Origin of the sequence: Limimonas halophila, assembly GCF_900100655.1 — a bacterium.
Lineage (GTDB): Bacteria > Pseudomonadota > Alphaproteobacteria > Kiloniellales > Rhodovibrionaceae > Limimonas > Limimonas halophila.
In genome coordinates, this window is the sequence record NZ_FNCE01000001.1 from 404,915 (window position 1) to 429,582 (window position 24,668).

Genomic DNA, 24,668 nt, shown 5'->3' on the forward strand with positions numbered 1-24,668 from the left:
GGCCGTCACCCGCGCTTGAGCGCCCACTTCACGACGGTGTCGCCTTTGCGCGTGGTGCCCGACAGCACGATCTGGCTGGTGCGCTGCACGCCGCGGCCGCCCAGGTAGACGCTGTCGGCGAGCGCCAGCGCGGCGCCCGAGGCGCGCAGGTTCCAGTTGGCGCCCGTCGAGGTGACGAGCTGAACCGTCTCGCCGTCCTTCGCCAGCCCGACGCGCACGGCCGGGTGGATGTGGAAGCGGACGGTGAAGGGCAGGTCCGCCGGCCCGGTCAGGGTGTCCTCGCCGCGCAGGTCGTCGCCCAAGGGCGAGAGGAAGAGCCGGCGCTGGTGCACCGCACCGAACAGCGGCCGATAGCCGTCGTGGCTCATCGCCAGCCACGCCATGCCCTCGCCGGTTTCGCGGCGGCAGGTCACGTGCTCGGGCTTGCGCCCCAGGCCGCCGCCCGGCGCCAGGATCTCGGCGGCGTTGGTTTCCGCGAGCGTCAGCGTGGAATGCGCGGCCGTGGCCCGCTGGGGGAGCTGCCACGCCGGATGGCCGGGGTAGGCGCCGCAGTTGACGATGACGCGGTCGGCGCCGTCGCTCAGCTCGAACGCCAGCGGCGCGGCGTGGGCGTGCCGGTCGTACCCCGGCGGCGGTGGCGGCCCGGCGTCGGCGATCAGCACGGTGCGCTGGGCGTTGAGCCGCTGGAAGCCGGACTGCGGCGCGGCGTCCTGCGTGCGTGCCCGCACCCCCGCCCGCTGCAGCGCCACGTCCACCACGGCCGAGCGCTCCTCGCGCCCGCCGTTGAAGCACCCCAGCCCGCCGTCGCCGTGGCGCAGCATCTTGAGCACCGGCGCCATGCTCTCGATCGCGGTGGTGAGCGATTCCGGCACGCCCGTCTGCGCGCTGGTCAGCACCGCGCGGATGTCCGTCAGATCCCCCAGGACGGTTAGATGCTCGGAGGGGCTGCGGGCAATGTGGCCGCCGTCGGCGTGCAGCTGGCGGTCCAGCTCCTCCTCCAGCAGCGCCAGCCCGCGTTTGAGCCACACCCAGCCGTCGGGAAAACAGGCCCCGGCCAGGATCAGGCCCTTGATGGCGGCGATCAGCTCCGCCCCGCGCAGGCTGCCCGGCAGCACGCGGTACAGGTGGCGCCCCTGCCGCCCGATGGACAGGAGCACCGCGGCCATAAAGGCCGTGCCCGCGCCGTGCAGCAGAAACGGCTGGTTGCCCAGCCAGATGGCGATGCGCCGCCCGATGGGTACGGGGTGCCAGGCTGTCGCCGGTTCGCCGGGGCCGGGATGCCGCGCCAGCCAGTCGGCCAGGAGCTCGCGGGCGCGGCGGCAGGCCTGTTCGCTGCCGAAGGCGCGCAGGTCGCGCACCCAGGTGAAGGCGTGCAGCTCGCGGAGCCACACCGGTTCCGCCTCCGGCGGCGCCCAGAAGGGCGTGGGCGCGGCCAGGGCGCTGTTGGCCAGCTCGATGCGGTCGGTGAGGAAGCGGCGGCCGCGTTCGGCGTCGCCGGGCCAGGGATCGGTCGGCTCCAGGCGCAGGGAATCGGGCGGATTGCGGCCGAGTGTCGCGTGGTAGAGCTTGCTGGTGTGCCAGGGGCGCTTGGCCGCCTCGACGGCGCGGCTGGCGAGCATCTCGCCGGGCAGGGCGAGTTCGGCCCGCACCCGCCGGCCCAGCGCGGACCGGCCGGGGAGGCCCGGACGCGCGGCGGCTTTGGGGCCGTCCGCGCCCGCCACCGCGTCAGCCCCCGGCGCGGAGTGCCGCGATGTTGGCGGCGTAGGCGTCCGGCCCGCCCTTGAACACGGACGAGCCCGCGACCAGCACGTCGGCGCCGGCCGTGACCGCGCGCGCGCCGGTTTCGGCCTTGATGCCGCCGTCCACCTCCAGCGCCACGTCGTGACCGCCGGCGTCGATGGCGCGGCGCAATTCCGCGATCTTGGCGAGCGCGCGCTCCTGGAATTTTTGCCCGCCGAAGCCCGGATTGACGCTCATCACGAGCACCAGATCCACCTCGTCCAGCACCTCCAGCGCCAGCGACACCGGCGTCGCCGGGTTGAGCGCGACGCCCGCCTTCACTCCGGCGTCCCTGATGAGCTGGAGGGAGCGATGCAGGTGCGGCCCGGCCTCGGGATGGATGGTCAGGATGTCCGCGCCCGCCTCCGCGAACATCGGGATGTAGGCGTCCACCGGCGCGATCATCAGGTGCACGTCGAGCGGCAGCCGGGTGTGCGGGCGCAGCGCGCCCACCGCCTGCGGGCCGATGGTGATGTTGGGCACGAAGTGCCCGTCCATGACGTCGACGTGGATCATGTCCGCGCCGGCGTCGGCCACGGCGCGCACCTCGGCGCCGAGCTGGGCGAAGTCGGCGGCGAGGATGGATGGCGCGATTCGGACGGTGTTCTGCATGGTTTTCGCGGTACCACCGGGTTGGGGTTGCGGCAAGCGGGCTCGGGGTGCGGCAAGCGGCGAGTGCTCAGGCGCTGCGGCGCAGCCGGGCGATGTAGAATGCGTCCAGGCCGCCCTGCTCGCCGAGGTGGTGGGGCAGGGTGCGCACGTCGCCGGCGGCCGTGACCGCTTCGGGCAGCCCGCCGATCTCGGCGGGGTCCACCGGCACGCGTTCGATGTCGCCGTGTTCGGCGAGCAGGGTGTCCACCAGCTCCACGCCTTCCGTCGGCTCCAGCGAGCACACCGCATAGACCAGCGTGCCGCCGGGCGCCAGCATGCGCGCGGCCGAGCGCAGCAGCGCCATCTGCAGCTCGGCCATCGCCGGGACGTCGGCCGGCTGTTTCAGGCGCGCGATGTCGGGGTGGCGGCGCAGCGTGCCCGTGGCGGTGCAGGGCGCGTCCAGCAGGATGTTTTCCAGCTTTTCCGGCGGCTGCCACTGCGTGACGTCGGCCGCGACCGTGGCCGCCCCAAGCGACAGGCGGTTGAGGTTGTCGACGAGCTGGCGCAGGCGCTCGGTCGAGCGGTCGACCGCCAGCACCTCCGCGCCCTGGGCGACGAGCTGGGCCGTCTTGCCGCCGGGGGCGGCGCACAGCTCGACCACGCGCTTGCCGCGCACCTCGCCCAGCAGCTTCGGCGGCAGGCCCGCGGCGGCGTCCTGCACCCACCAGGCGCCGTCGTCGTAGCCGGGCAGGCGGCGCGGATCGCGCGTGCCGGGCGGCAGCCGCAGCGTGCCCATGGGCAGCTCGCGCGCGCCCAGCCGCTCGCGCCAGGCTTCGCGGTCGGTCTGCTCGACCACGGTGAAGTCGAGCGGCGGCTCCTGCATGTGCTGCTCGGCGATGGCGCGCGCCGTTGCCTCGCCGTAGGCGGCGGTCCAGCCCTGCCACAGCCAGTCGGGGGTGTTCAGGTGCGGCGCGTCCAGGCCGTCCAGCAGGCTGTCGCCCTCGCGCGCGATGCGGCGCAGCACGGCGTTGAGCAGGTTGCGGTGCGCGCCCACGCGCACGCCCACGGCCAGCGCCACGGTTTCGCCGACGGCCGCATGGGCCGGTGTGTCCATGAACAGCACCTGCGCCGCCCCCAGGCGCAGCAGATCCTGCACCGCCGCCAGCTTGGGCTTGAGCGGGCGGTCCAGGCACCGCGCGATCACGGCGTCCAGCTGGCCCAGCCGCCGCAGCGTCGTCGCGGCGAGGTGGCGGGCGAAGGCGCGGTCGCGCGCCTCCAGGTTCCGCCACCGGGGCGTGTGGCCGATGGCGTCTTCCAGCGTGCGGTGCTTGCGCAGCACGCCGCGCAGCAACTCCAGCGCCGCGCGGCGGGACTCGCGGCCGGGCGCCGGCTCGGGGGACTCCGGTTCACTCATGCGGCGCTGTTTAGCGGCGTTTGGCGGCCAAGGAAACACCCGCGCAGGCAGGTGGGCCTGCCGGCGCGCACAAAGTCGGCGGGAGCTTGAATTCAGGCCCAGGGACTGGCCGCGCGTGCTGTGCTGCCGCCGCCCGTCTCCCCGGCCATCTGGCGCAGCAGCTGGATGCGCTCTTCCATGTCCGGGTGGGTGGAGAAGAGCGAGGCGAAGCTGCCGCGCCCGCTCAGCGGGTTGACGATGAACATGTGCGCAGTCGCCGGGTTGCGTTCGGCGTCGCGGTTCACCGTCTCCTCCGCCGAGCGGCTCATGCGCTCCAGCGCCGAGGCCAGCCACTCGGGATGCCCGCAGATCTCCGCGCCGCCGCGGTCGGCCGCGTATTCGCGCGTGCGCGAGATCGCCATCTGCACCAGCGAGGCCGCCAGCGGCGCCAGCATGGCGATCACCAGCATGCCGACGAAGCCCAGCGGGCTGCCGCCTTCCTCGTCGTCGCCGCCCACGCCGCCGAACATTCCCGCGAACATGGCGAAGTTCGCCAGCATCGAGATGGCGCCCGCGATCGTGGCGGTGATCGTCATCGTCAGGGTGTCGCGGTTCTTCACGTGCGCCAGCTCGTGCGCCATGACACCCGCGATCTCCCGGTCGTTCAGGCGGTTCAAGAGGCCGCTCGTCGCGGCCACGGCGGCGCGCTCGGGGCTGCGGCCGGTGGCGAAGGCGTTGGGCTGGTCCGTCTCGATGATGAAGACGCGCGGCATGGGCAGGCCGGCGTTGTGGGCCAGTTGCTCGACGATGCCGTAGAAGGCCGGCGCGCTGGCCTTGTCCACCTCCTTGGCGTGGTACATGCGCAGCACGATCTTGTCGGCGTTCCAGTAGCTGAACGCGTTCATCGCCACCGCGATGACGAAGGCGATGACGATCCCGGTCGTGCCGGCGACCAGCCAGCCGATGCCGAGAAACAGCGCCGTCAGCGCCGCGAGCAGGGTGAAGGTGCGAAGCGTGTTCATGGGTGTCCGCATCCCGCTGGTTTGCGGGACAGAATTTGGGCGCGGCGCGTGCGCAAATCAAGCGAGCCGCCGGCGGGCCTGCGACCCCACCACGCCTTGCCAGCGGCCTGGGCGCGCGCCACCATCTCCGCCATGACCAAGGTGTTCCGCAGCTTCGTGCCCAAGCAGCAGCGTTCGCGCACAGCGCACGCGCAGCAGCAGACCGTCCAACCCGCGCAGTCGGCGCAGGGCGAGGACAAGAGCCGCCGCGTGAACCCGGAGACGGGCGAGGTCGGCGGCCCGGACGGTCCCGAGCCCACGCGCTACGGCGACTGGGAACGCGGCGGCATCTGCTACGATTTCTGACGGGTCGAGCCGCACAAAGAAGGGGCCGGCCGCGCCGGCCGGCCCCGTGAACGGGATCAGGCCCTAGGGCATGATGAGATCGGACCGAAAGGGCCCGGGCTCTAAATCATGCCCGCAAACGAAAGGCATAGAGCGCGATGCGGATCGCAAGACGATTCTACGTCGTCTCATCGCGCTCCAGCCTCGTCGCCGTCGCTTCCCTGACCGGGGGCGACGTGCTGGGCCAGGGCGCCTTCCAGGAACTCGTCGATGTCGCCGTCCAGCACCCGCTCGGTGTCGCTGCGCTCGATCCCGGTGCGCAAGTCCTTGACCATGCGATAGGGCTCCAGGACGTAGGAGCGGATCTGGTTGCCCCAGGCGATGTCGGACTTCTGCTCCTGGATGCCCTTGGCCTCTTCCTCGCGCCGCTTGAGTTCCTGCTGATACAGCTTGGAGCGCAGCAACGCGAAGGCCTCCGCCCGGTTCGAGTGCTGTGAGCGGCTGCTCTGCGACTGGACGATGATGCCGCTCGGCAGGTGGTGGATGCGCACCGCCGAGTCCGTCGTGTTGACGTGCTGACCGCCCGCGCCCGACGCCCGGAAGGTATCGACCTTGATGTCCTTGTCCTGGATGTCGATCTCGATCCGGTCGTCGATCACCGGCGTCACCCAGACGCTGGCGAAGGAGGTGTGGCGGCGCCCGCCGGAATCGAAGGGCGACATGCGCACCAGCCGGTGCACCCCCGACTCGCCCTTGAGCCAGCCGTAGGCGTTGTCGCCGTAGACGCGCACCGTCGCCGACTTGATGCCGGCCTCTTCGCCTTCCGTCTCGTCCATCTCCTCCGTCTTGTAGCCCTGGCGCTGGCACCAGCGGACGTACATGCGCAGCAGCATCTGCGCCCAGTCCTGGGCCTCGGTGCCGCCGGCGCCGGCGTTGACCTGGATGTAGCAGTCGTTCGCGTCCGCCTCGCCCGACAGCAGGGCGCGTTTTTCCTGGCGCCGGGCGCGCTCGCGGATCTGGCGAAGCTGCTCCTGGGCCTCGCCCACGGAGTCCTCGTCGCCCTCGCTCTCGCCCAACTCGGCGAGGGTGAGGGCGTCGTCCATGTCGCTTTCCAGCTCGCGGACGGTGGAAATGGCCTCGTCCAGGCGCTGGCGCTCGCGCATCAGCTCCTGGGCGCGGCCGGTGTCGTTCCAGATGCTGGGATCTTCGATGAGCGCGTTCAGCTCATCGAGGCGGCGAAGCGCGTTATCCCAGTCAAAGATGCCTCCTCAGCAAGGCAAGCGACTCACGGATGTCGCCCGCCAAGCTTTCGGTTTCCGCACGCATGCGTGTGAACCTCGCTCGTTGCTTGAGATGGGTGGGTGTGTGTTCGGCCCGCCGGGCCATACACCGTGTCAGACCTAGTCGGCGCGGGGTGGTGCCTTCAAGCCCGGGCCGTCAGTACAGCCCGCTGGTGCCGCCGGAGGAACCGCCGCTGCTTCCGTTGCCGCCGTTCGAATAGCTGCCGGGCGTTCCGGCATCCAGCACGCGGCGCTCGCCCGAGGGGCTGTTGCCGGCCTTGAAGGCTTCCAGCACCACCGTTTCGGAATCCGGACCCGCCGGGCGGCCGGTGTCCAGGTCCATGCGGGTTAGATGGATGCCCGGCGGCACGCGGAACGGGATCGCCGGCTCGCCCTCCAGCGCGCGCGCCATGAAGTCCTTGAAGATGGGACCGGCCACGTTCGAGCCGTAGGCGTGCGCGCCCAGCGTGCGGTGGGAGTCGAAGCCGACGTAGACGCCCGCGACCAAGTTCGGCGTGAAGCCCATAAACCAGGTGTCGTGGCTGTCGTTGGTCGTGCCCGTCTTGCCGGCCACGGGCCGGTCCAGCGCGCGCATGCGCCGGCCGGTGCCGCGTTCCACCACGCCCCGCAGCATGGACACCACCTGATAGGCGCTGGCGCGGTCGGTCAGGCGCTTGCGCGTGTCGCGAATCGTCGGCGGTTCCTGGCCGGACCATTCGATGTTCTTGCAGTCCGGACACTCGGCGTAGGCGGGGCGGTAGATCGTGCTGCCGCGCCGGTCCTGCACACGGTCGATCAGCTTGGGCGTCACCTTCATCCCGCCGTTGGCGAAGCTGGCGTAGGCGCTGGCCAGCCGCAACAGCGTCGTCTCCCCGGCGCCGATGGACATGGAGAGCTGTTCGGGGAGGTCGTCGTAGAGGCCGAAGCTCTCCGCCGTCTTCGCCACCTTCTTCATGCCGACGGTCTGGGCGATGCGCACCGTCATCAGGTTGCGCGACTGCTCGATGCCGACGCGCATGGGCGTGGGACCGTAGAACTGCTCCGTGTGGTTCGCGGGCTTCCACTTGCCCAGGCCGTCGCCCTGATCGATAACGAAGGGGGCGTCGAGCACCATCGTTGCCGGCGTGAGCCCGTTTTCCAGCGCCGTCAGGTAGACGAAGGGCTTGAACGCCGAGCCCGGCTGGCGCTTCGCCTGGGTGACGCGGTTGAACTGCGTGCGCGCGAAATCGAAACCGCCCTGCATGGCGAGCACGCGCCCGGTCCGCGGGTCGAGCGCGACGATGCCGCCGTTCACCGCCGGCATCTGTTCCAGCGCGAAGGCCTTCTCTGCCTCGGCCGGCGAGACGAGCACCACGTCGCCCTGGGAAACGACATCGCCTGGGCTGTCCGGCTTTTCGCCCACGTACTGCTCGTCCAGCGCCGGGCGCGCCCAGCGCATCGCCGACATGGGCAAGCGGCCGGTGGTGCCGTCGGCGAAGCCCAGCAGCGCGTCCTCCGCGCGCACCTTGAGTACCGCGGCCTGCCGCCATTCGTCCGGCAGGCCTTCGGGCGGCGTCATCTCGCTCAGCCGCGCGGCCCAGTCGGCGGGCAGCTCGATGGAGCGCTGCGCCCCGCGCCAGCCGTGCCGGCGGTCGTAGGCGATCAGGCCCTCGCGCAGGGCGGATGTCGCGGCGTCCTGAAGGTCCGGGTCCACGGTCGTGCGCACGGAAAGGCCGCCGGTGAACAGCTTATCCCGCCCGTAGCGCTCTACGAGCTTGTCGCGCACCTCGGCCGCGAAGTAGGGGGCATCGGTCACCTCCGCCGGCGCGCGCTCGCGCATGCGCAGCGGCTCGTCGCGCGCTTCCCGTGCCCGGTCCGCGGTGATGTAGCCTTCTTCGTGCATGCGCGAGATCACCCAGTTGCGCCGGGCCAGCGCCGCGCGGTGGTCCTCGCGCGGATGGTAGTTGGCCGGTCCCTTGGGCAGCGCCGCGAGATACGCCGCCTGCGCCATCGTCAATTCGTCAAGCGAGGTGTTGAAGTAGTTCAACGCGGCGGCGGCAACACCGTACGACCCCGCGCCCAGGTAGATCTCGTTCAAGTAGAGTTCGAGGATGCGCGATTTGTCGAAGGTGTGCTCGATCTTGAGCGCGAGGATGGCCTCGCGGATCTTGCGACGGATCGACACGCGGTCGGACAGCAGGAAGTTCTTGGCGACCTGCTGCGTGATCGTGGAGGCGCCCACCGGCCGCTGGTTCGTGCCCATCCGCTTCAGGTTCGTCACGCCCGCGCGCACGATCGCCAGTGGATCCACGCCCGCGTGGTCGAAGAAGTTCTGGTCCTCGGCCGCGACGAAGGCGTGCACCACCTTACGCGGAATGGACTCGATGGGCACGAAGATGCGCTTTTCCTCGGCGTACTCGGCCAGCAGGCGGCCGTCCCCGGCATGCACGCGGCTGACCGTGGGCGGCTCGTACTGCGCGAGCGCCTGATAGTCCGGCAGGTGCCGGCCGAAGTACCACATCACGCTGACCGCGCCGGCGGTCGCGATCACCCCCAGCAGGACCAGCGTGACGAGCGTGTAGCCAAGCGTGCGCACGGGTGGGACTCACTCCTTCGCCGTGGACCGGCGCCGGTCCGGCCTCATCCGGGGCCATGTCACGACGGGAATGTGATCTCGGTTTGATGCGGTGCCAAGGTGTTTCACCGCCGCGCCTGCCGCCACTGGAAATACTGCTTCACCGCGTCCACCACTTGACTGTTCACCGTGCGCCGGTGCGAGGCGGTCTTGAGTTCCTGGATCTCCTCTTCGTGGGAGAGGAACCCGATCTCCAGCAGCACCGAGGGCACGTTCGGGGATTTGAGCACGACGAAGCCGGCATGGCGATGGCTGTTCTCCAGCAGCCGCACCTCGTTCTGCAACTCGTCCACCAGCATCCCGGCGAAGCGCTTGGAGGTGTTCATCGTCTCGCGCTGGGCGAGGTCGATGAGAATCTGGCTGACCGTCTGGGTCGTGCCCTCCAGGTCCATGCCGGCGACGACGGCGCTCTTGTTCTCCTTGGCGGCGAGTTCGGCGGCCTCTTCGTCGGAGGCGGTCTCCGACAGCGTGAACACCGAGGCGCCGCTGGCGCGCCCGTTGCGCGTGGCGTTGGCGTGTAGCGAGATGAAGAGGTCGCCGTTCACCTCGTTCGCGATCTCCACGCGCTCGTTCAGCTTCAGGAAGATGTCGCGCTTGCGCGTGAGCACGACGCGGTAGGGCCCCGCTTGCTCCAGCCGCTCCTTGAGGTGGCGCGCATAGGTCAGCACCAGATCCTTTTCGTAGGTGCCGTCCACCCCGATCGCACCCGGGTCCGGCCCGCCGTGGCCGGCGTCGATGACGATGGTCAGGCGGTCGTCGTCAGCTTCTGCAACGTCGCGCTGGCGTTGTTCGGCTTCCGGCAGCGGGTTCGCCGACGCAATGGGGTCGCGTTCGCGCGGCTGCAGGAAGTTCTCCGGCGACACCCGCGTTACGTCCACGACTAGGCGGTGCGGGTAGCCGTCCTGCGGCGGCAGCCGAAACACGTCCGTGATCCGCACCGGACCCTTGGCGTCCAGCACCACGCGGCTGCGGTTGGGGGCGAACAACCCGTAGCGCAAGGATTCGATGGCGCCGGTATCGACCTCCCCCTGGCGGTGCTCGGGAATGTTCCAGGTTACCTGAGGCAGGTCGATCACCACACGATAGGGTTTTCCCAGCGTGAAGACGCGGTAGGGTGCGGCTTGCGACAGTTCCACGACGAAGCGCGTCTTGTCGGGGTGCTCGCCAAGGCGCACCGCGCTCACCCGGGGCTGGGCCGCCGCGGCCGTCGCTGCGAGCAGCGCGGCGGCGGCCGCCAGGGCCACGGCCATCTCTCGCATGCGGTGCAGCACACGCGCCAAACGAACGCCTCCTTCGCGTCTGTTGACGCCCCGGGCACGATACCGGCGCCGGGTGCGAGCCTATTGGGTCAGGGTTAAGAAAATACCACAAATCCGCCGCGGTCAACGCGGATCGGGCACATGCGGGTCCGTCGTTGTGCTGTGTGGCGCTTTCGCTTATTTTGCCGTCACCTGCACGATGGCTCGACGCACACGCCGCCGGGCGACAGCGAGGCCGCCCGATCAGGGCGCGGAAAGACCGGAGCGAGCCGCCCGCTCGGCGGGCTGGACCGGCAAACGGCGATCCGGCCGGGTCGAACCGGCCACCGGCCGGTCATGGCCATCCCCCGGTCATTTCCACCGCCCGGCGTCGCGTCCCCGGCGGCCGGCCGCCGCTGCAACCGCGCAGGACCACGATGGCGCGCCGCCCGTGAGCGGCGCGCAGCCCCACGATCGCAAGGCAGGCGAGGCGCCCGTGCCCGTCCCAACGATGCGTGTGCCGGCGGCAGTCCGCGACCCCTTCGCACCCAGTGTGCGCACGGTGGGCGCGCCCTGCGGCCGGCTGCGCACGTGCCTGCATCCCACACGCCGTGAACACAGCGCGCCGCGGACGGCCCCGATGGCCGTAACCGCCGAGCGCGAGACAAGGATTCCGGCTGATGAGCAGACGCATCCTCATCGATGCCGGCCACCCGGAAGAGACCCGGGTGGTCGCGCTTTCTGGCAACCGCCTGGAAGAATTCGACTACGAGAGCCGCGACAACAAGCCGCTTAAGGGAAACATCTACCTCGCCAAGGTGACGCGGGTGGAGCCGTCGCTCCAGGCCGCGTTCGTGGACTATGGCGGCAACCGGCACGGCTTCCTGCCGTTCTCGGAAATCCATCCCGACTACTACCGGCTGCCCGTCGCGGACCGCGAGGCGCTCATGGAGGAGGAGCGCGCGGCCCGGCAGCAGCGGCTGCAGGGGGAAGACGACGGCACCGCCGGGGACGGCGGCGAGCCCGATGAAGCCGCGCAGGCCGCGGCCGAGGGCGCGCAGCGGCGCACCGCCCAGGACGAGGGCGACGGCGATCCGCGCGCGGACGCCGACATCGAGCAGTTGGAGACGGCCAACGCCGTCGAGACGCTGACCGGTGACGAGATGGAGGATGCCGCGCGCCGCCGCGCGGCCATGCTGGGGCGCTACAAGATCCAGGAGGTGATCAAGCGCCGCCAGGTCATGCTGGTTCAGGTGGTGAAGGAGGAGCGCGGCACGAAGGGCGCGGCGCTGTCCACCTACCTCTCCATCGCCGGGCGCTACTGCGTGCTCATGCCCAACACCGACCGCGGCGGCGGGGTGTCGCGCAAGATCGCCAGCGCCAAGGACCGCAAGCGCCTGAAGGGCGTGCTGGCCGAGCTGAACATCCCGGACGGCATGTCGGTGATCGTGCGCACGGCCGGCGCGGACCGCTCCAAGGTGGAGATCCGGCGCGACTACGAGCACCTGCTGCGCCAGTGGGACCACATCCGCGAGACAACGCTGCAGTCGCTCGCGCCGTGCCTGATCTACGAGGAAGCCAACCTCATCAAGCGCACCATCCGCGACCTCTACACGCGCGAGATGGAGCAGGTGATCGTCGAGGGGGACGAGGGCTACCGTGCCGCCAAGTCCTTCATGCGCTCCCTCATCCCCTCCCACGCCAAGAAGGTGCAGAAGCACGACGACCCGCGCGTGCCGCTGTTCCACAAGCACGGCGTGGAGACGCAGCTGGACAACATCCACAACCCGGCGGTCCAGCTGCAGTCGGGCGGCTATGTCGTCATCAACCAGACCGAGGCGCTGGTCGCCATCGACGTGAACTCGGGCAAGGCGACCAAGGAGCGCCACATCGAGGAGACGGCGCTCAAGACCAACCTGGAAGCCGCCGACGAGATCGCGCGCCAGCTGAAGCTGCGCGACCTGGCGGGCCTGATCGTCATCGACTTCATCGACATGGACGCGGCGCGCAACAACCGCGAGGTCGAGCACCGCCTGAAGGAGGCGATGAAGCAGGACCGGGCACGCATCCAGCTCGGCCGCATCAGTCCCTTCGGCCTGCTGGAGCTGTCGCGCCAGCGGTTGCGGCCCAGCCTGCACGAGACCTCGACGGACGTGTGCAAGACCTGCGGCGGCAGCGGCTTCGTGCGCTCGCAGGATTCCACGGCGCTGCACGTTCTGCGCGCGCTGGAGGAAGAGGGCATCAAGCGCGGCGGCGGCGAGGTGGTGCTCACGATCCCGACGCAGGTCGCGCTCTACGTGCTTAACGACAAGCGCGACCGCCTCATCGGGATCGAGCAGCGCTACGGCTTCCGCGCCCGCATCCAGACCGACGACCATCTGGTGCCGCCGCAGTACCGCCTGGACCGCATCGCCACGCAGCGTGCGGAAAGCGAAGAGGAGTCGGCCGACGCCGACGCCGGACAGGCGGCGAGCGGCGACAGCGAGACGGACGGCCGCAAGCGCGGCCAGCGCGGCGGCCGCAAGAGACAGGCGGAGCCGGCGGAGGAAGCTGCCGGCCAGCAGTCCGCCCAGGCCAGCGATTCCGGCGAGCAGGCCGCGCAGCAGGCGGAGTCCGGCGGCTCAGGCGAGGAATCGCGCCGGCGCCGCCGCGGCAAGCGGGGCGGCCAGCGCCGCTCCAAGCGCCGCCAGGAGCAGCCGGGCGAAACCGGCGGTGAGGCCGCTGTCCAGGCGCAGGAATCGGCCGGGTCCGGGCCCGAACTCGCGGCGTCCGCACCGGATGCGTCCGCCGAGGCGGCCTCGAATCCGGTGAGCGGCGACAGCGCGACGCCTGCCGAAGCCCCGGCGGCCGAGGTGGAAACGGCAGCCGCCGAAGCCGAACCGGTTGCCCGGACCGCGCCGGCCGAAGCCACCGGTGCGGAAACGTCGACAACCGAGGTGGCCACGACGCAGGCACCTGACGAGGCGGCGGCCACGACCACGGAAGCCGGTGAAACCGAAGCGCAGGGCGAGGCGACGCAATCCGGCACCGGCGGCAAGAGCCGCCGGTCGTCGAACGGCCGCAAGCGCAGCAGCCGCGCCAGCGGCGGGCGCAGCCGGTCCAGCCGCAGCCGCAAGAGCGGCCAGGTCGCTGACACGACGGCGTCCGAACAGGCGGATACCGGGTCGGCGGGCGAGTCCGCGCCGGCCCAGTCCCCAGCGGCCGACACAGCGTCTGCAGACGCCGAAACGAGCGGGGGAGCGGCTCAGTCGGACACCGCACCCCAGACGGACACCGCCCCCGAGGCGGAGTCCGCCGTGGAGGCGCGGGACGCCAGCGAACCGGTGGCGCCGGCCCAGCCCGCGATGGAAAGCCGGGACGACGGCGGCGCGACGGCCGCTACATCGAACGGGGGCGATACCGGGGAAAGCGCGGCTGACGACCAGGCCGGAGCGGACCCGGCCGCTGGCCGCGCCGAACCGGCGCAGGCCGAAGAGCCGGCGGCGCAGGAGGTTGCGGCGCCCACCGGTGTCGACGAGGTCAAGGAGTCGCCCCGGCCGCGCCGCCGCGGGTGGTGGCGCCGGTCCACGGGGTAACACCGATCAGGCCCGCCCCGCGTCCCGCTGGTGCGGGCGGGGCGGGCCGCTTGGTCGCCAAGCGGCCTGGTCAGGCGCCCAGCGTGAACCGCAGGTGCTCGAGCCCCTTGCGGTAGATGTCCCGCACGGCCTCGACGGCCTCGCCGGGGTCGTCGCTGGTGGGCTGGAATTCGCTGTTCCACTCCACGGTGCAGCTGTTGCCATCGTCGCGGTGGACGCTAAGCGTCGCGCGGTAGTCGCGCACGGGCAACGGTCCGCTTTCGAGCGAATAGCTGTAGCGCATGGCCCTGGTGTCGTGGACGTCCAGCCGCTCCACCACCGGTTCGTCGGCGCCCACGTCCAGCTTGCGCACGGTGTGCGTGCCGTGGCTGTCTAGCTCGCACGCCAGCACCCCCGGGTGCCAGTTCGCGATACTCCCGAACTCACCGATTGCTTCCCACACGCGCTCGGCGGGGGCATAAAGCCGCGCCGACTCGCTCACACGCGCCATGCTGCTCTCCTTGTGGCCTGATCTGCTGTCTCGATGGCTCGCCGGAACGGGCGCGGTACCGTACAACGCCCATCGGGTGTTTACCGCGCGTGGCAAAAGCTGCCACAGCACGCGTCATACCGCCAAGCGGGCCGCGAGCGCGCGCCCGCGTCCTCGCACCACAGGACGGAGTGGAGGCAATGTACATTTCCCTGCACATGGTTCAGCCGATCCTGGCGATCGCGATCGGCCTGCTGATCCTGCTGCAACCCAAGATGGCCCACTATCTGGTCGCGATCTTCCTGATCGTCTTCGGCATCCTCGAACTCGCGCCAATGATCTGATTCCTGCCGCGTCGATCCCGGCGACCATCAATCTGCGGCCGGTTCACCGCTCTGCGGCGTGGCGGCCCAGCCCGTCGCGCGGCTGTGTTGTACCTCCAAAGACGCTTGCCAGCAGCCGTCCTTCCCGGTCATACAGAAGACAGGTTCGGTGGAAGCACCGCGACCGGGTAAACGGGGCGCGCACATGGGCGGCCGGATGGGCATTCGCGGTGGTCTTGTGGCGGCGTTGACGGCGGCCTGGACGCCCGCCGCGGCGATCAACGAGGTGGTGCCGGAGCCGCCGGACCCCACCGCGTCCTCGCCGCGCGCCGTCATGTCGCAGCACGGCTTCGAGCCCGGCAACGTCGGCTACATCCTGCGCGAGCTCGACAGCGGCAAGGTCGTCGCGGCGCACAACGCGGCCACGCCCTTTATTCCCGCCTCCGTGGCCAAGATCCCCACAGCCGTCACCGCGTTGGCCGCCCTGGGGCCGGATCACCGCTTCACGACTCGGGTGTTCGGCACCGGCCCGGTGCGGAAGGGCGAGTTGGGCGGCGACCTCGTGCTGGTGGGCGGCGGCGACCCGTTGCTCGAACCGGCGGATCTCATGGCGCTCTGCCGCCGCGTCCGCGCGGCCGGCATCCGCCGCATCGCGGGGGCGTTCCGCTACGACCCGGGCGTCGTTCGCCGCCGCCAGCACATTGCCGCCGACCAGCCCGCGGACGCGCGCTACAATCCCGGCCTTTCCGGGCTGACGATGGGCTTCAACCAGATCCGGGTGGACTGGCGCCCCAAAGGGGCCAACGGGACCGTGGCGGCGAACCTGATTCCCTCGGTGCCCGTGATCGACCTGACGCGGGCCGAACGCGGCAACGGCCCCGGCCAGCTCTGGCAGCCCGAGGTCAACGGCAGCCGCACGGTCTGGCAGCTCGACCCCCACGCGCCGCGGCGGGGGAGCGCCAACCTCCCGGTGAAGCACCCGGGGCGCGTCACCGCGCAGGTCTTCCAGCGCATGTGCGAGCAGGCCGGTGTGCGTCTGCCCGCACCGCGCCAGGGCGAGACACCGGCGGACGCCCGCCCGCTGGCGCGGGTGCGGAGCCGGCCAGTGCGCGAGATCGCCAAGGCCATGCTCGCGTATTCCAATAACCTCGTGGCCGAGTTGCTGGGGCTTGCCGCCTCGCGCGAGTTGGTCGGGAAGCAGCTCTCGCTGCGCGCTTCCGCCGCCACGGTGTCGGCGTGGTGGCGCGAGCGCCGCACCGGCATCGACTGGTCGACGATGCACCTGGCGAACCACTCGGGGCTGTCGGCGGACGCGCGCCTGACGCCGGCGCAGGTGGCGGCGATGCTTCGCGATCCCGTGGCGCTCGGCCACACGGACGGGGTCTCGCGCGGCCTGCCGTCGCTGCTGCCCGCCAGCGGCGGCTCGGCGGGCATGGCGGAGCGGCTCGACGGCCCCGCGACCGCCTACAAGGTGTGGGCCAAGACGGGGACGATGTTCTACGCCAGCGGCTTGGCTGGCTACCTCTATCCCGAAAGCGGGCGGCGGCTGGCGTTCGCGCTCTTCGTCAACGACAAGGCCGCTCGCCGCGCGTACGACCGCGATCCCGACCGGCGGCGGCGCAGCGTGCAGGCGTCCGCCTCGGCGTGGACGCGCCGGGCGAAGGACCTGGAAGACGCCCTGGTGCGCTACTGGGCACGGGAACACTGACGCCGACCCTTGCACGAAAGCGCCCCCGGCGGCAGGCTCCGCACCCCCGGAGAACGCCGCAGCGCAGCATGAAAGGGGAGCGCAATGGATCTCAGCAAGATTCCCGCGGGCAAGAACCCGCCGTGGGACGTGAACGTGGTCGTCGAAGTGCCCATGGGCAGCGACCCCGTGAAGTACGAGATCGACAAGGAGTCGGGGGCGCTGTTCGTCGACCGCTTCCTGCACACCCCGATGCACTATCCCTGCGACTACGGCTTCATCCCGCATACCGAGGCCGACGACGGCGATCCGGTGGACGTCTGCATTCCCAACAAGGTTCCGGTCGCCGCCGGCGCGGTCGTGCGCGTCCGCCCCGTGGGCGTGCTCGTCATGGAGGACGAGGAAGGCCAGGACGAGAAGATCATCGCGGTGCCGCCGGCCAAGCTCTGCCCGGACTTCAAGCACGTGGAATCCCTCGACGATATCAAGGGCTTCACGCTCCAGCGCATCGCCCACTTCTTTGCGCACTACAAGGATCTCGAGGACAACAAGTGGGTGCGCGTCGACCGCTGGGGCGACCAGCACGAGGCGGCGCGGCTGATTCAACAGGCGCTCAACGGGGACGCCCAGAAGCTCGCCTCCTGACGCCGGCCCGGACGCCCCCCGACAACGCGGATTCACCCGCTCAGCGCGGGCGCGGGAACCCTCTCGCGCCCGTGCTTTTGGTTGCGTCCTCAAACGCTGTGCATTGGGCGCTCGCCGTCAGCGTGGCATGCTGATTCGCGGCGGACGCACAAAAAACGCACCACGTATCAGCGTCCGCGTGTGAGAACAAGCGCCGGTGTGCCGGGCAGGGGTGCGTATCCCGGCACGCACGGCGGCCAAGTGCGACGGGGGGCTTCCAATGTCGCTTGCCATGGTCTTCGTCGTGGTCTGCGGTCTTCTGGCCGTGGCCTACGGCGTCTGGGCGTCGATCTCCGTGCTTTCCGCGGATGCGGGCACGCAGCGCATGCGCGAGATCGCGGACGCGATCCAGGAGGGCGCACGCGCCTACCTGAACCGGCAGTACACCACGATCGGCGGTGTCGGCGTGGTGATCGCCATCCTCATCTGGCTGTTGCTCGGGTGGAAGGTGGCTGTCGGCTTTCTCATCGGCGCCATTCTCTCGGGCGCGGCCGGCTACATCGGCATGAACGTGGCCGTGCGCGCCAACGTGCGGACCGCCCACGCCTGCAGCACCAGCCTGGATGACGGGCTGCGCGTCGCCTTCAAGTCGGGCGCGGTCACCGGCATGCTGGTGGCGGGCCTGGCGCTGCTGGCAGCCGGTGGGTACTACGCCATCCTGCTCGGCATGGACGCGAGCGGGCGCGACATCGTGGAGCCGCTGGTGGCGCTCGGCTTCGGCGCCTCGCTGATTTCCATCTTCGCCCGCTTGGGCGGCGGCATCTTCACCAAGGGCGCGGACGTCGGCGCCGACCTCGTGGGCAAGATCGAGGCCGGCATCCCCGAGGACGACCCGCGCAACCCCGCCACGATCGCCGACAACGTGGGCGACAACGTGGGCGACTGCGCCGGCATGGCCGCCGACCTCTTCGAAACCTACGCGGTGACCGTGGTGGCGACGATGGTGCTGGCCTCGATCTTCTTCGCCGGCACCGCGATGGCCGCGAACATGATGATGTACCCGCTGACGATCGGTGGGGCCTGCATCCTGGGCTCGATCGCCGGGACCTTCTTCGTCCGGCTGGGCCGGGACCAGAACATCATGAAGGCCCTCTACAAGGGCTTCATCGCCTCGGCCGTGATTTCGCTGATCCTGCTGATTCCCGTGACGCAGTGGATCGTCGGCTTCGGCACCACGCTGGACGTGCGCGGCGTCCCCGTGACCGGGCTGGACCTGTATTTCTGCGGCCTCATCGGCTTGGCGATCACGGGCGCGATGGTGTGGATCACGGAATACTACACCGGCACCGACTTCCGGCCCGTGCGCTCGGTTGCCAAGGCATCGCAGACCGGCCACGCCACGAACATCATCCAGGGCCTGGCGATGTCGCTGGAATCGACGGCCCTCCCGGCGCTGGTGATCGCGGCGGGCATCGTCGCCACCTTCCTGCTGGGCGGGCTGTTCGGCATCGCCATCGCGGTGACGACGATGCTGGCGCTGGCCGGCATGGTGGTCGCGCTGGATTCCTTCGGCCCCGTCACGGACAACGCCGGCGGCATCGCCGAGATGGCCGACCTGGACGAAAGCGTGCGCGACACCACCGACACCCTGGACGCCGTGGGCAACACCACGAAGGCGGTCACCAAGGGCTACGCCATCGCCTCCGCCGGGCTCGGCGCGCTGGTGCTGTTCACGGCCTACACCGCGGACCTGGCACACTTCGCCGAGGCCGGGCAGATCACCGTGGCCGAGGGCAGCGTCGATTTCTCCCTGTCCAACCCCTACGTGGTCGTCGGGCTGCTCCTGGGCGGGCTGCTGCCCTATCTCTTCGGCGCGCTGAGCATGACGGCCGTGGGCCGCGCTTCGGGCTCGGTGGTGGAAGAGGTGCGGCGCCAGTTCCGCGAGGTTTCCGGCATCATGGAGGGGACGACGCGCCCCGATTACCACCGCTGCGTGGACATGCTGACCAAGGCGGCCATCAAGGAGATGGTGGTCCCCTCGCTGCTGCCGGTGCTCTCGCCGATCGTCCTTTTCGTCATCATCTGGGCCATCGCCGGCATGGGCGCGGGCCTGTCCGCCGTGGGCGCGATGCTGCTCGGCGTTATCACCACGGGGCTGTTCGTCGCCATCTCGATGACGGCCGGCGGCGGCGCCTGGGACAACGCCAAGAAGTACATCGAGGACGGCAACTACGGCGGCAAGGGCTCGGAGGCCCACAAGGCCGCGGTCACGGGCGACACCGTGGGCGATCCCTACAAGGACACGGCCGGCCCGGCGGTGAATCCCATGATCAAGATCACCAACGTGGTCGCGCTGCTGCTTCTGGCCGCGCTCGCGGTCTGACACGGGCGACACGGCTGGACGGAGGCGCCCCGGCCCATCGCGGCCGGGGCGTTTTCGGTTGGGGACGGTTTCGGCGCCGGCCCGTACGCGGATAGGCTCCCGGGACACGGGTCGGAGACGTGCTCATGGATCTCGGCGCATGGCCGCGCGTGCCGCTGGCGCACCTGCCCACGCCGCTGGAGCCCATGGACCGCCTGCGCCGCGCGCTCGGCACCGAGCGGGCGGTGTGGGTGAAGCGGGACGACGCCACGGGGCTCGCCGGCGGCGGCAACAAGACGCGCAAGCTGGAATATCTCGCCGCCGAGGCGAAGGCCGCGGGCGCGGACTGGCTCGTCACCACGGGCGGGGTGCAGTCCAACCACGCGCGCCAGACCGCCGCCGCGGCGGCGCGCCTGGGAATGGGCTGCGATCTCGTGCTGACGCGCGCCGTGCCCGACCGCGACGCGGGCTACGAGTCCACCGGCAACGTCCAGCTCGACCACCTGCTGGGCGCGCACGTGCAGATCCATCCCGTGGGCACGGACCGCGGCGAGGCCATGGACGCCGTCGCCGCGCGGCGGCGGGTCCAGGGGCACACGCCCTTCGTCATTCCCACGGGCGGCTCGACGGAAACCGGCGCGTTGGGCTACGTGCGCGCGGCGCTGGAGCTGGTTAACCAGGCGGTGGACCGCGATCTGGCCATCGGCACGATCGTGGTGCCGGCCTCCAGCGGCGGCACGCTGGCGGGCCTGCTGGTGGGGCTGCACGCGCTGAACCATTCGGCCCGCGTCATCGGGATCGACGTGGAGGCGGATGCGGCCACGACCCGGCGCACGGTCGCGGGGTTGGCGGCGTCCACGGCCCGGCGGCTCGGCGTCGAGCCGCCGCCGGGCGAGCGCCTGCACATCGAAGGCGCCCACGCCGGGCCCGCCTACGGCATCCCCACCGATGCCACGCTGGCCGCGGCCCGCATGGCGGCGCGGACCGAGGGCCTGGTGCTCGATCCCGTCTACAGCGCCAAGGCCATGGCCGGGCTGCTGCACGGGCTCGACACCGGCGCGCTGGCCGGCGAGGGCGCCGTCGTCTTTGTGCACACGGGCGGCCTGCCGGGGCTGTTCGCCTACCCGGAAGCTGCGGGGCCCGCCGCTTAACGCCCTGGTAGCAGACCGCTCACCAGTGGCAGACTGATCTCCTCGGCGCCCGCATGGCGGCGTCGCCGTTCCGCCCAACACTCCTGCGACCACGGATGCACGATGACCAAAACCGGCGACCGATCCACCTACCGCACCCCGGTGAAGGCTTACGCCAACAAGGATTTTCTGGAGAGCAAGGACGCGCGCGCGTTGCGCATCCTGGCCGAGTACCTGGAACCGCGCAGCCGCTTCGAGCATCACAGGATCGACGACACCATCGCCTTCATGGGCTCGGCCCGCCTCAAGCCGCGCGACGTGGCCGAGGCGGCGCTGGCCGAGGCCAAGGCGAACGGCGGTGATGTCGAGACGGCCGAGCGCGACCTGGAAATGTCCGCCTACTACGAGGCGGCGCGCGAGCTGGCGCGCCAGCTCACGGCCTGGTCCAAGCAGCTCGACGCGCGCGAGCGCCGCTTCGTCGTCTGCACCGGCGGCGGGCCGGGCATGATGGAGGCCGCCAACCGCGGCGCCTCCGAAGCCAAGGGCATGAACATCGGGCTGTCGATCTCAATCCCGGCGGAGCCGTACGAAAACCCCTACGTCACCCGTGAGCTCGGGTTCGAGTTCCACTACTTCTTCATGCGCAAGTTCTGGTTCACCTACCTGGCCAAGGCGGCGGTGTTCTTCCCGGGCGGCTTCGGCACGCTCGACGAGCTGTTCGAGATGCTGACGCTCCTGCAGACGCACAAGATCCGCAAGCACCTGCCCATCGTGCTGTTCGGCCGCGCGTTCTGGAACGAGGTGGTGAACTTCGACGCGCTGGTGCGCTACGGCACGATCGACGCCAAGGACAAGGAGTTGATGCTGATCACGGATTCCGTGGACGAGGCGTACGCCCACATCACCGAGCAGCTCTCGGCCTACAGCATCGCCGAACCCGGCCCGCACCTGTAATCGAGCCGATGTCCCGCGTTCTCCACCGCAGCCCCGCGGCGAGCTATCCCGTCGCCGCGAGCGGCGAGGGGCCGTACCTCTTCGACCGCGACGGCACGCGCTACCTCGACGGTTCGGGCGGCGCGGCCGTGTCCTGCCTGGGCCATGGCCACCCGGAGGTCGTCGCCGCGATCCAGGACCAGGCCGCGCGGCTGGCCTACGGCCACACCGCCTTTTTCACCAACGAGCCGGCGGAAGCCCTGGCCGAGCACCTCGTCGCGGACGCGCCGGGGAGTCTGGACCGGGTGCACTTCGTCTCCGGCGGGTCCGAGGCGACGGAAACCGCGCTCAAGCTGGCCCGCCAGCACGCGGTGAACCGGGGCGAGCCCATGCGCCGGCGCGTGATCGCGCGCCGCCAGAGCTACCACGGCAACACGCTTGCCGCCCTGGCGGCGAGCGGCAATCCGGGCCGGCGCGTGCCCTTCGACGCCATGCTACCCGACGGCGTAACGCGGATTTCGCCCTGCTACCCCTATCGCGGCCAGCGCGCGGACGAGGACGAGGGCGCCTACGGCGAGCGCATGGCGGCCGAGCTGGAAGACGCCATCCTGGGGGCCGGACCGGAGACGGTGCTCGCCTTCATCTGCGAGCCCGTCGTCGGCGCGACCCTGGGCGCGGTGCCGGCCGTGCCGGGCTACCTCAAGCGCGTGCGCGAGATCTGCGACCGCTACGGCGTGCTGCTGATCTTCGACGAGGTGATGTGCGGCATGGGCCGCACCGGGGTGCGCTACGCGTGCAGCCACGACGGCGCCGCGCCGGACCTGTTGACCTGTGCCAAGGGGCTGGCGGGCGGCTACCAGCCGCTGGGCGCGGTGCTGATGAGCCGTGCCATCGCGGAGTCCATCGAAACCGCCTCGCGGCCGTTCCCGCACGGCTTCACCTACGTCGGCCACGCCACGGCCTGCGCGGCGGGGCTGGCGGTGCAGCGCGTGATCGACCGCGACGACCTGCTGGTGAACGTGACCCGCCAGGGCGCAGCACTGCGCGATGACCTGGCGGCGCGGTTCGCCGACCACCCGCATGTCGGCGACATCCGCGGGCGCGGGCTCTTTCTCGGGATTGAACTGGTGGCCGACCGCGAGAGCAAGCGGCCCTTCGACCCCGCCCTGGCGCTCAACGCGCGTATCAAGAAGGCGGCCTTCGCGCGCGGGCTGATCTGCTACCCCGGCGGCGGCACGGCCGACGGGCAGGCGGGTGATCACGTGCTGCTCGCGCCGCCCTTCATCATCGGCGACGAGCACCGCGCCGAGCTGGTCGACAAGCTGGCGGACGCGATCGGGGGTGCACTCACGGAGATCGGGGCGTGACCTGGCCGCCGCTGCTGCTCGCGGCGGCGCCCAACGGCGCCCGGCGCACGCCGGCGGACCACCCGGCGCTGCCCGTGACGCCGGACGCCATTGCCGAGACGGCGGCGGCCTGCCGTGACGCGGGCGCGGCGATGCTGCACCTGCACGTCCGCGACCGCGAGGGCCGGCACACGCTCGATCCGGCGGCCTACCGCGAGGCCATCGCGGCCGTGCGCGCGCGGGTGGGCGACGATCTCGTCATCCAGATCACGACGGAATCGGCGGGGCGCTTCCGCCCCGTTGAGCAGATCGCCGCGGTGCGCGCCGTGCGCCCGGAGGCCGTTAGCGTCGCTTGGCGCGAGCTGGCGCCGGACGCCCGCCACGAGCGCGCCGCGATCGCCTTCCTGCGCTGGTGCCGGGCGCGGGGCATCCGCGTGCAGATCATCCTCTACACGCCCGACGAGGTGGCGCGCTGGCGGGCCGTGGAAACGCGGTTCCCCGGCATCGCCGGACTGCCGCGGCTGTACGTGCTGGGCAGCTATGCGGGCGCGCAGGCCGACCCGGCCGATCTCTTCCCCTTTCGCCAGGCGGATGCCGGGAGCGGGGCGCCGTGGATGGTGTGCGCCTTCGGCGCGCGCGAAACCGCCTGCGCGGCCGTGGCGATGGCGCTCGGCGGCGATGTGCGTGTCGGCTTCGAAAACAACCTGACCCTGCCGGATGGCGCGCGGGCACCGGACAACGCCGCACTGGTCGCGGCGGCGGCGCGGGCAGCCACCGCCATCGGGCGCACCCCGGCGCCGGTGGCTGACCTCGCCGCCCGGCTATAACCCGTGCGGCGGAGGCCCATTGTGGGTGTCAATATCTGGTACCCTGATGGTCACTCGTGTTATCGGACCACGTGCAAAATCGACCTGCCACACAGGCGAATCCACAGGGAGGCACCCACAATGCGAAAACTGCTGACGGCCACGCTGGGCGCGGCCATGACGGCGTCCCTCGCCCTGGTGAACCCGGCGAGCGACGCCCGGGCCGCCGAGGAGACGTCCTTCGTCACGATCGGCACCGGCGGCGTGACCGGGGTCTACTACCCGGCGGGCGGCGCGATCTGCAAGCTGATGAACCGGGACCGCGACCGCCACGGCATCCGCTGCTCCGTGGAATCCACCGGCGGGTCCGTCTACAACCTGAACACCATGCAGGCCGGTGAGCTGAGCTTCGGCGTGGTCCAGTCCGACTGGCAGTACCACGCTTACAACGGCTCCAAGCGCTTCTCGGACAAGCCGTTCAAGGACCTGCGGGCGGTGTTCTCGCTGCATCCGGAGCCGTTCACGGTCGTTTCCCGGAAAGACAGCGGCATCGAGACCTTTATGGACACCGCCGGCAAGCGCGTGAACATCGGCAACCCCGGCTCGGGCCAGCGCGCCACGATGGACGTGGTGATGGACGCCCTCGGCTGGACGCCGGACAAGTTCCAGCTCGCCTCCGAGCTGAAGGCGGACGAGCAAGCCTCGGCGCTGTGCGACAACAAGGTCGACGCCTTCGTCTACGTCGTCGGCCACCCCTCCGGTTCCATCCAGGAGGCCACGACCACTTGCGACACCAACCTGGTGGACGTGAAGAACGACGAAGTGGCCAGTCTCGTCGAGAACCGGCCCTACTACAGCTGGGCCACGATCCCCGGCGGGATGTACAAGGGCAATGACGAGGACACGAAGACCTTCGGTGTGCGCGCCACCTTCGTGACCCACGCCGACATGTCCGAGAAGGCGGTCTACGAGCTGGTGAAGGCCGTCTTCGAGAACTTCGAGACGTTCAAGAGCCTGCACCCGGCCTTCAAGGTCCTCGACAAGGAGGAGATGGCCACGGAGGCGCTGTCCGCGCCGCTGCATCCGGGCGCCAAGAAGTACTACAAGGAAGCCGGCCTGATGTAAGGCTCCTCGGCGGGCGGTGTCCGGTTTCGGACGCCGCCCGCAGTGTA

19 protein-coding genes are annotated in these 24,668 nt (G+C 70.7%); 11 read left to right on the plus strand and 8 right to left on the minus strand.

Features of this window, described 5'->3' with window-relative positions; all coding sequences use genetic code 11:
* Positions 1-5: 5 nt before the first annotated feature.
* The 4 genes from BLQ43_RS01910 to htpX form a co-directional block, all read right to left on the minus strand.
* Positions 6-1,721, minus strand: coding sequence for a heparinase II/III family protein (locus BLQ43_RS01910; protein ID WP_090018417.1), 1,716 nt, complete (start codon positions 1,719-1,721; stop codon positions 6-8).
* A gap of 4 nt (positions 1,722-1,725) precedes the next feature.
* The gene (rpe, locus tag BLQ43_RS01915; protein ID WP_090018418.1) at positions 1,726-2,391 is read right to left on the minus strand and encodes a ribulose-phosphate 3-epimerase; all 666 of its coding nucleotides are present in this window, start codon (positions 2,389-2,391) and stop codon (positions 1,726-1,728) included.
* 67 nt (positions 2,392-2,458) lie between these two features.
* A complete protein-coding gene (locus BLQ43_RS01920) occupies positions 2,459-3,784 on the minus strand; it encodes an RsmB/NOP family class I SAM-dependent RNA methyltransferase (RefSeq protein ID WP_090018419.1) in 1,326 nt (441 codons plus the stop codon).
* Positions 3,785-3,876: 92 nt separating this feature from the next.
* Positions 3,877-4,785, minus strand: a complete 909-nt coding sequence (htpX, locus tag BLQ43_RS01925) for a zinc metalloprotease HtpX (protein ID WP_090018420.1) — start codon at positions 4,783-4,785, stop codon at positions 3,877-3,879.
* A gap of 48 nt (positions 4,786-4,833) precedes the next feature.
* Here htpX and BLQ43_RS01930 point away from each other — a divergent pair, with 48 nt between their 5' ends.
* Positions 4,834-5,130 carry a succinate dehydrogenase assembly factor 4 gene (locus tag BLQ43_RS01930; RefSeq protein WP_143006120.1) on the plus strand — a complete coding sequence of 99 codons (297 nt, stop codon included), beginning with the start codon at positions 4,834-4,836 and terminating at the stop codon, positions 5,128-5,130.
* Between the two features lie 167 nt (positions 5,131-5,297).
* Here the strand turns inward: BLQ43_RS01930 and prfB are convergent.
* From prfB to BLQ43_RS01945, 3 genes are all read right to left on the minus strand, one after another.
* A protein-coding gene (gene prfB, locus BLQ43_RS01935) for a peptide chain release factor 2 (protein WP_143006121.1) occupies positions 5,298-6,435 on the minus strand; the annotation gives its coding sequence in 2 pieces (ribosomal slippage) (positions 5,298-6,365 and positions 6,367-6,435; 1,137 coding nt in all).
* Positions 6,436-6,546: 111 nt separating this feature from the next.
* Positions 6,547-8,964 (minus strand): penicillin-binding protein 1A, encoded by a 2,418-nt coding sequence (locus tag BLQ43_RS01940; RefSeq protein ID WP_218119084.1) that lies wholly within the window; start codon positions 8,962-8,964, stop codon positions 6,547-6,549.
* A gap of 104 nt (positions 8,965-9,068) precedes the next feature.
* Positions 9,069-10,274, minus strand: coding sequence for an N-acetylmuramoyl-L-alanine amidase (locus BLQ43_RS01945; RefSeq protein ID WP_090018422.1), 1,206 nt, complete (start codon positions 10,272-10,274; stop codon positions 9,069-9,071).
* A 647-nt stretch (positions 10,275-10,921) separates the two neighbouring features.
* Here BLQ43_RS01945 and BLQ43_RS01950 point away from each other — a divergent pair.
* The gene (locus tag BLQ43_RS01950; RefSeq protein ID WP_090018423.1) at positions 10,922-13,816 is read left to right on the plus strand and encodes a ribonuclease E/G; all 2,895 of its coding nucleotides are present in this window, start codon (positions 10,922-10,924) and stop codon (positions 13,814-13,816) included.
* Positions 13,817-13,886: 70 nt separating this feature from the next.
* On the opposite strand, the gene BLQ43_RS01955 is transcribed toward BLQ43_RS01950, so the two are convergent.
* Positions 13,887-14,306: an SRPBCC family protein gene (locus BLQ43_RS01955; protein ID WP_090018424.1), complete on the minus strand. Its 420-nt coding sequence runs from the start codon at positions 14,304-14,306 to the stop codon at positions 13,887-13,889.
* A 179-nt stretch (positions 14,307-14,485) separates the two neighbouring features.
* Here BLQ43_RS01955 and BLQ43_RS01960 point away from each other — a divergent pair, with 179 nt between their 5' ends.
* From BLQ43_RS01960 to BLQ43_RS02000, 9 genes are all read left to right on the plus strand, one after another.
* On the plus strand, positions 14,486-14,629 hold the full coding sequence (locus tag BLQ43_RS01960) for a DUF3096 domain-containing protein (RefSeq protein WP_090018425.1): 144 nt from the start codon (positions 14,486-14,488) through the stop codon (positions 14,627-14,629).
* 184 nt (positions 14,630-14,813) lie between these two features.
* Positions 14,814-16,316, plus strand: coding sequence for a D-alanyl-D-alanine carboxypeptidase/D-alanyl-D-alanine endopeptidase (gene dacB / locus BLQ43_RS01965; protein ID WP_090018426.1), 1,503 nt, complete (start codon positions 14,814-14,816; stop codon positions 16,314-16,316).
* Positions 16,317-16,400: 84 nt separating this feature from the next.
* Positions 16,401-16,940: an inorganic diphosphatase gene (ppa, locus tag BLQ43_RS01970; RefSeq protein WP_090018427.1), complete on the plus strand. Its 540-nt coding sequence runs from the start codon at positions 16,401-16,403 to the stop codon at positions 16,938-16,940.
* A gap of 259 nt (positions 16,941-17,199) precedes the next feature.
* Positions 17,200-19,302 (plus strand): sodium-translocating pyrophosphatase, encoded by a 2,103-nt coding sequence (locus tag BLQ43_RS01975; protein ID WP_090018428.1) that lies wholly within the window; start codon positions 17,200-17,202, stop codon positions 19,300-19,302.
* A 125-nt stretch (positions 19,303-19,427) separates the two neighbouring features.
* The gene (locus BLQ43_RS01980; RefSeq protein WP_090018429.1) at positions 19,428-20,432 is read left to right on the plus strand and encodes a D-cysteine desulfhydrase family protein; all 1,005 of its coding nucleotides are present in this window, start codon (positions 19,428-19,430) and stop codon (positions 20,430-20,432) included.
* Between the two features lie 102 nt (positions 20,433-20,534).
* Complete coding sequence (locus BLQ43_RS01985; RefSeq protein ID WP_090018430.1) at positions 20,535-21,365, plus strand: LOG family protein; 831 nt, start codon at positions 20,535-20,537, stop codon at positions 21,363-21,365.
* An 8-nt stretch (positions 21,366-21,373) separates the two neighbouring features.
* Positions 21,374-22,711: an aspartate aminotransferase family protein gene (locus BLQ43_RS01990; RefSeq protein WP_090018431.1), complete on the plus strand. Its 1,338-nt coding sequence runs from the start codon at positions 21,374-21,376 to the stop codon at positions 22,709-22,711.
* Positions 22,708-23,517 (plus strand): beta-keto acid cleavage family enzyme, encoded by an 810-nt coding sequence (locus BLQ43_RS01995; protein ID WP_090018432.1) that lies wholly within the window; start codon positions 22,708-22,710, stop codon positions 23,515-23,517. The genes BLQ43_RS01990 and BLQ43_RS01995 overlap by 4 nt, the downstream gene beginning before the upstream one ends.
* Positions 23,518-23,637: 120 nt before the next feature.
* A complete protein-coding gene (locus tag BLQ43_RS02000) occupies positions 23,638-24,621 on the plus strand; it encodes a TAXI family TRAP transporter solute-binding subunit (protein WP_090018433.1) in 984 nt (327 codons plus the stop codon).
* Positions 24,622-24,668: the final 47 nt, after the last annotated feature.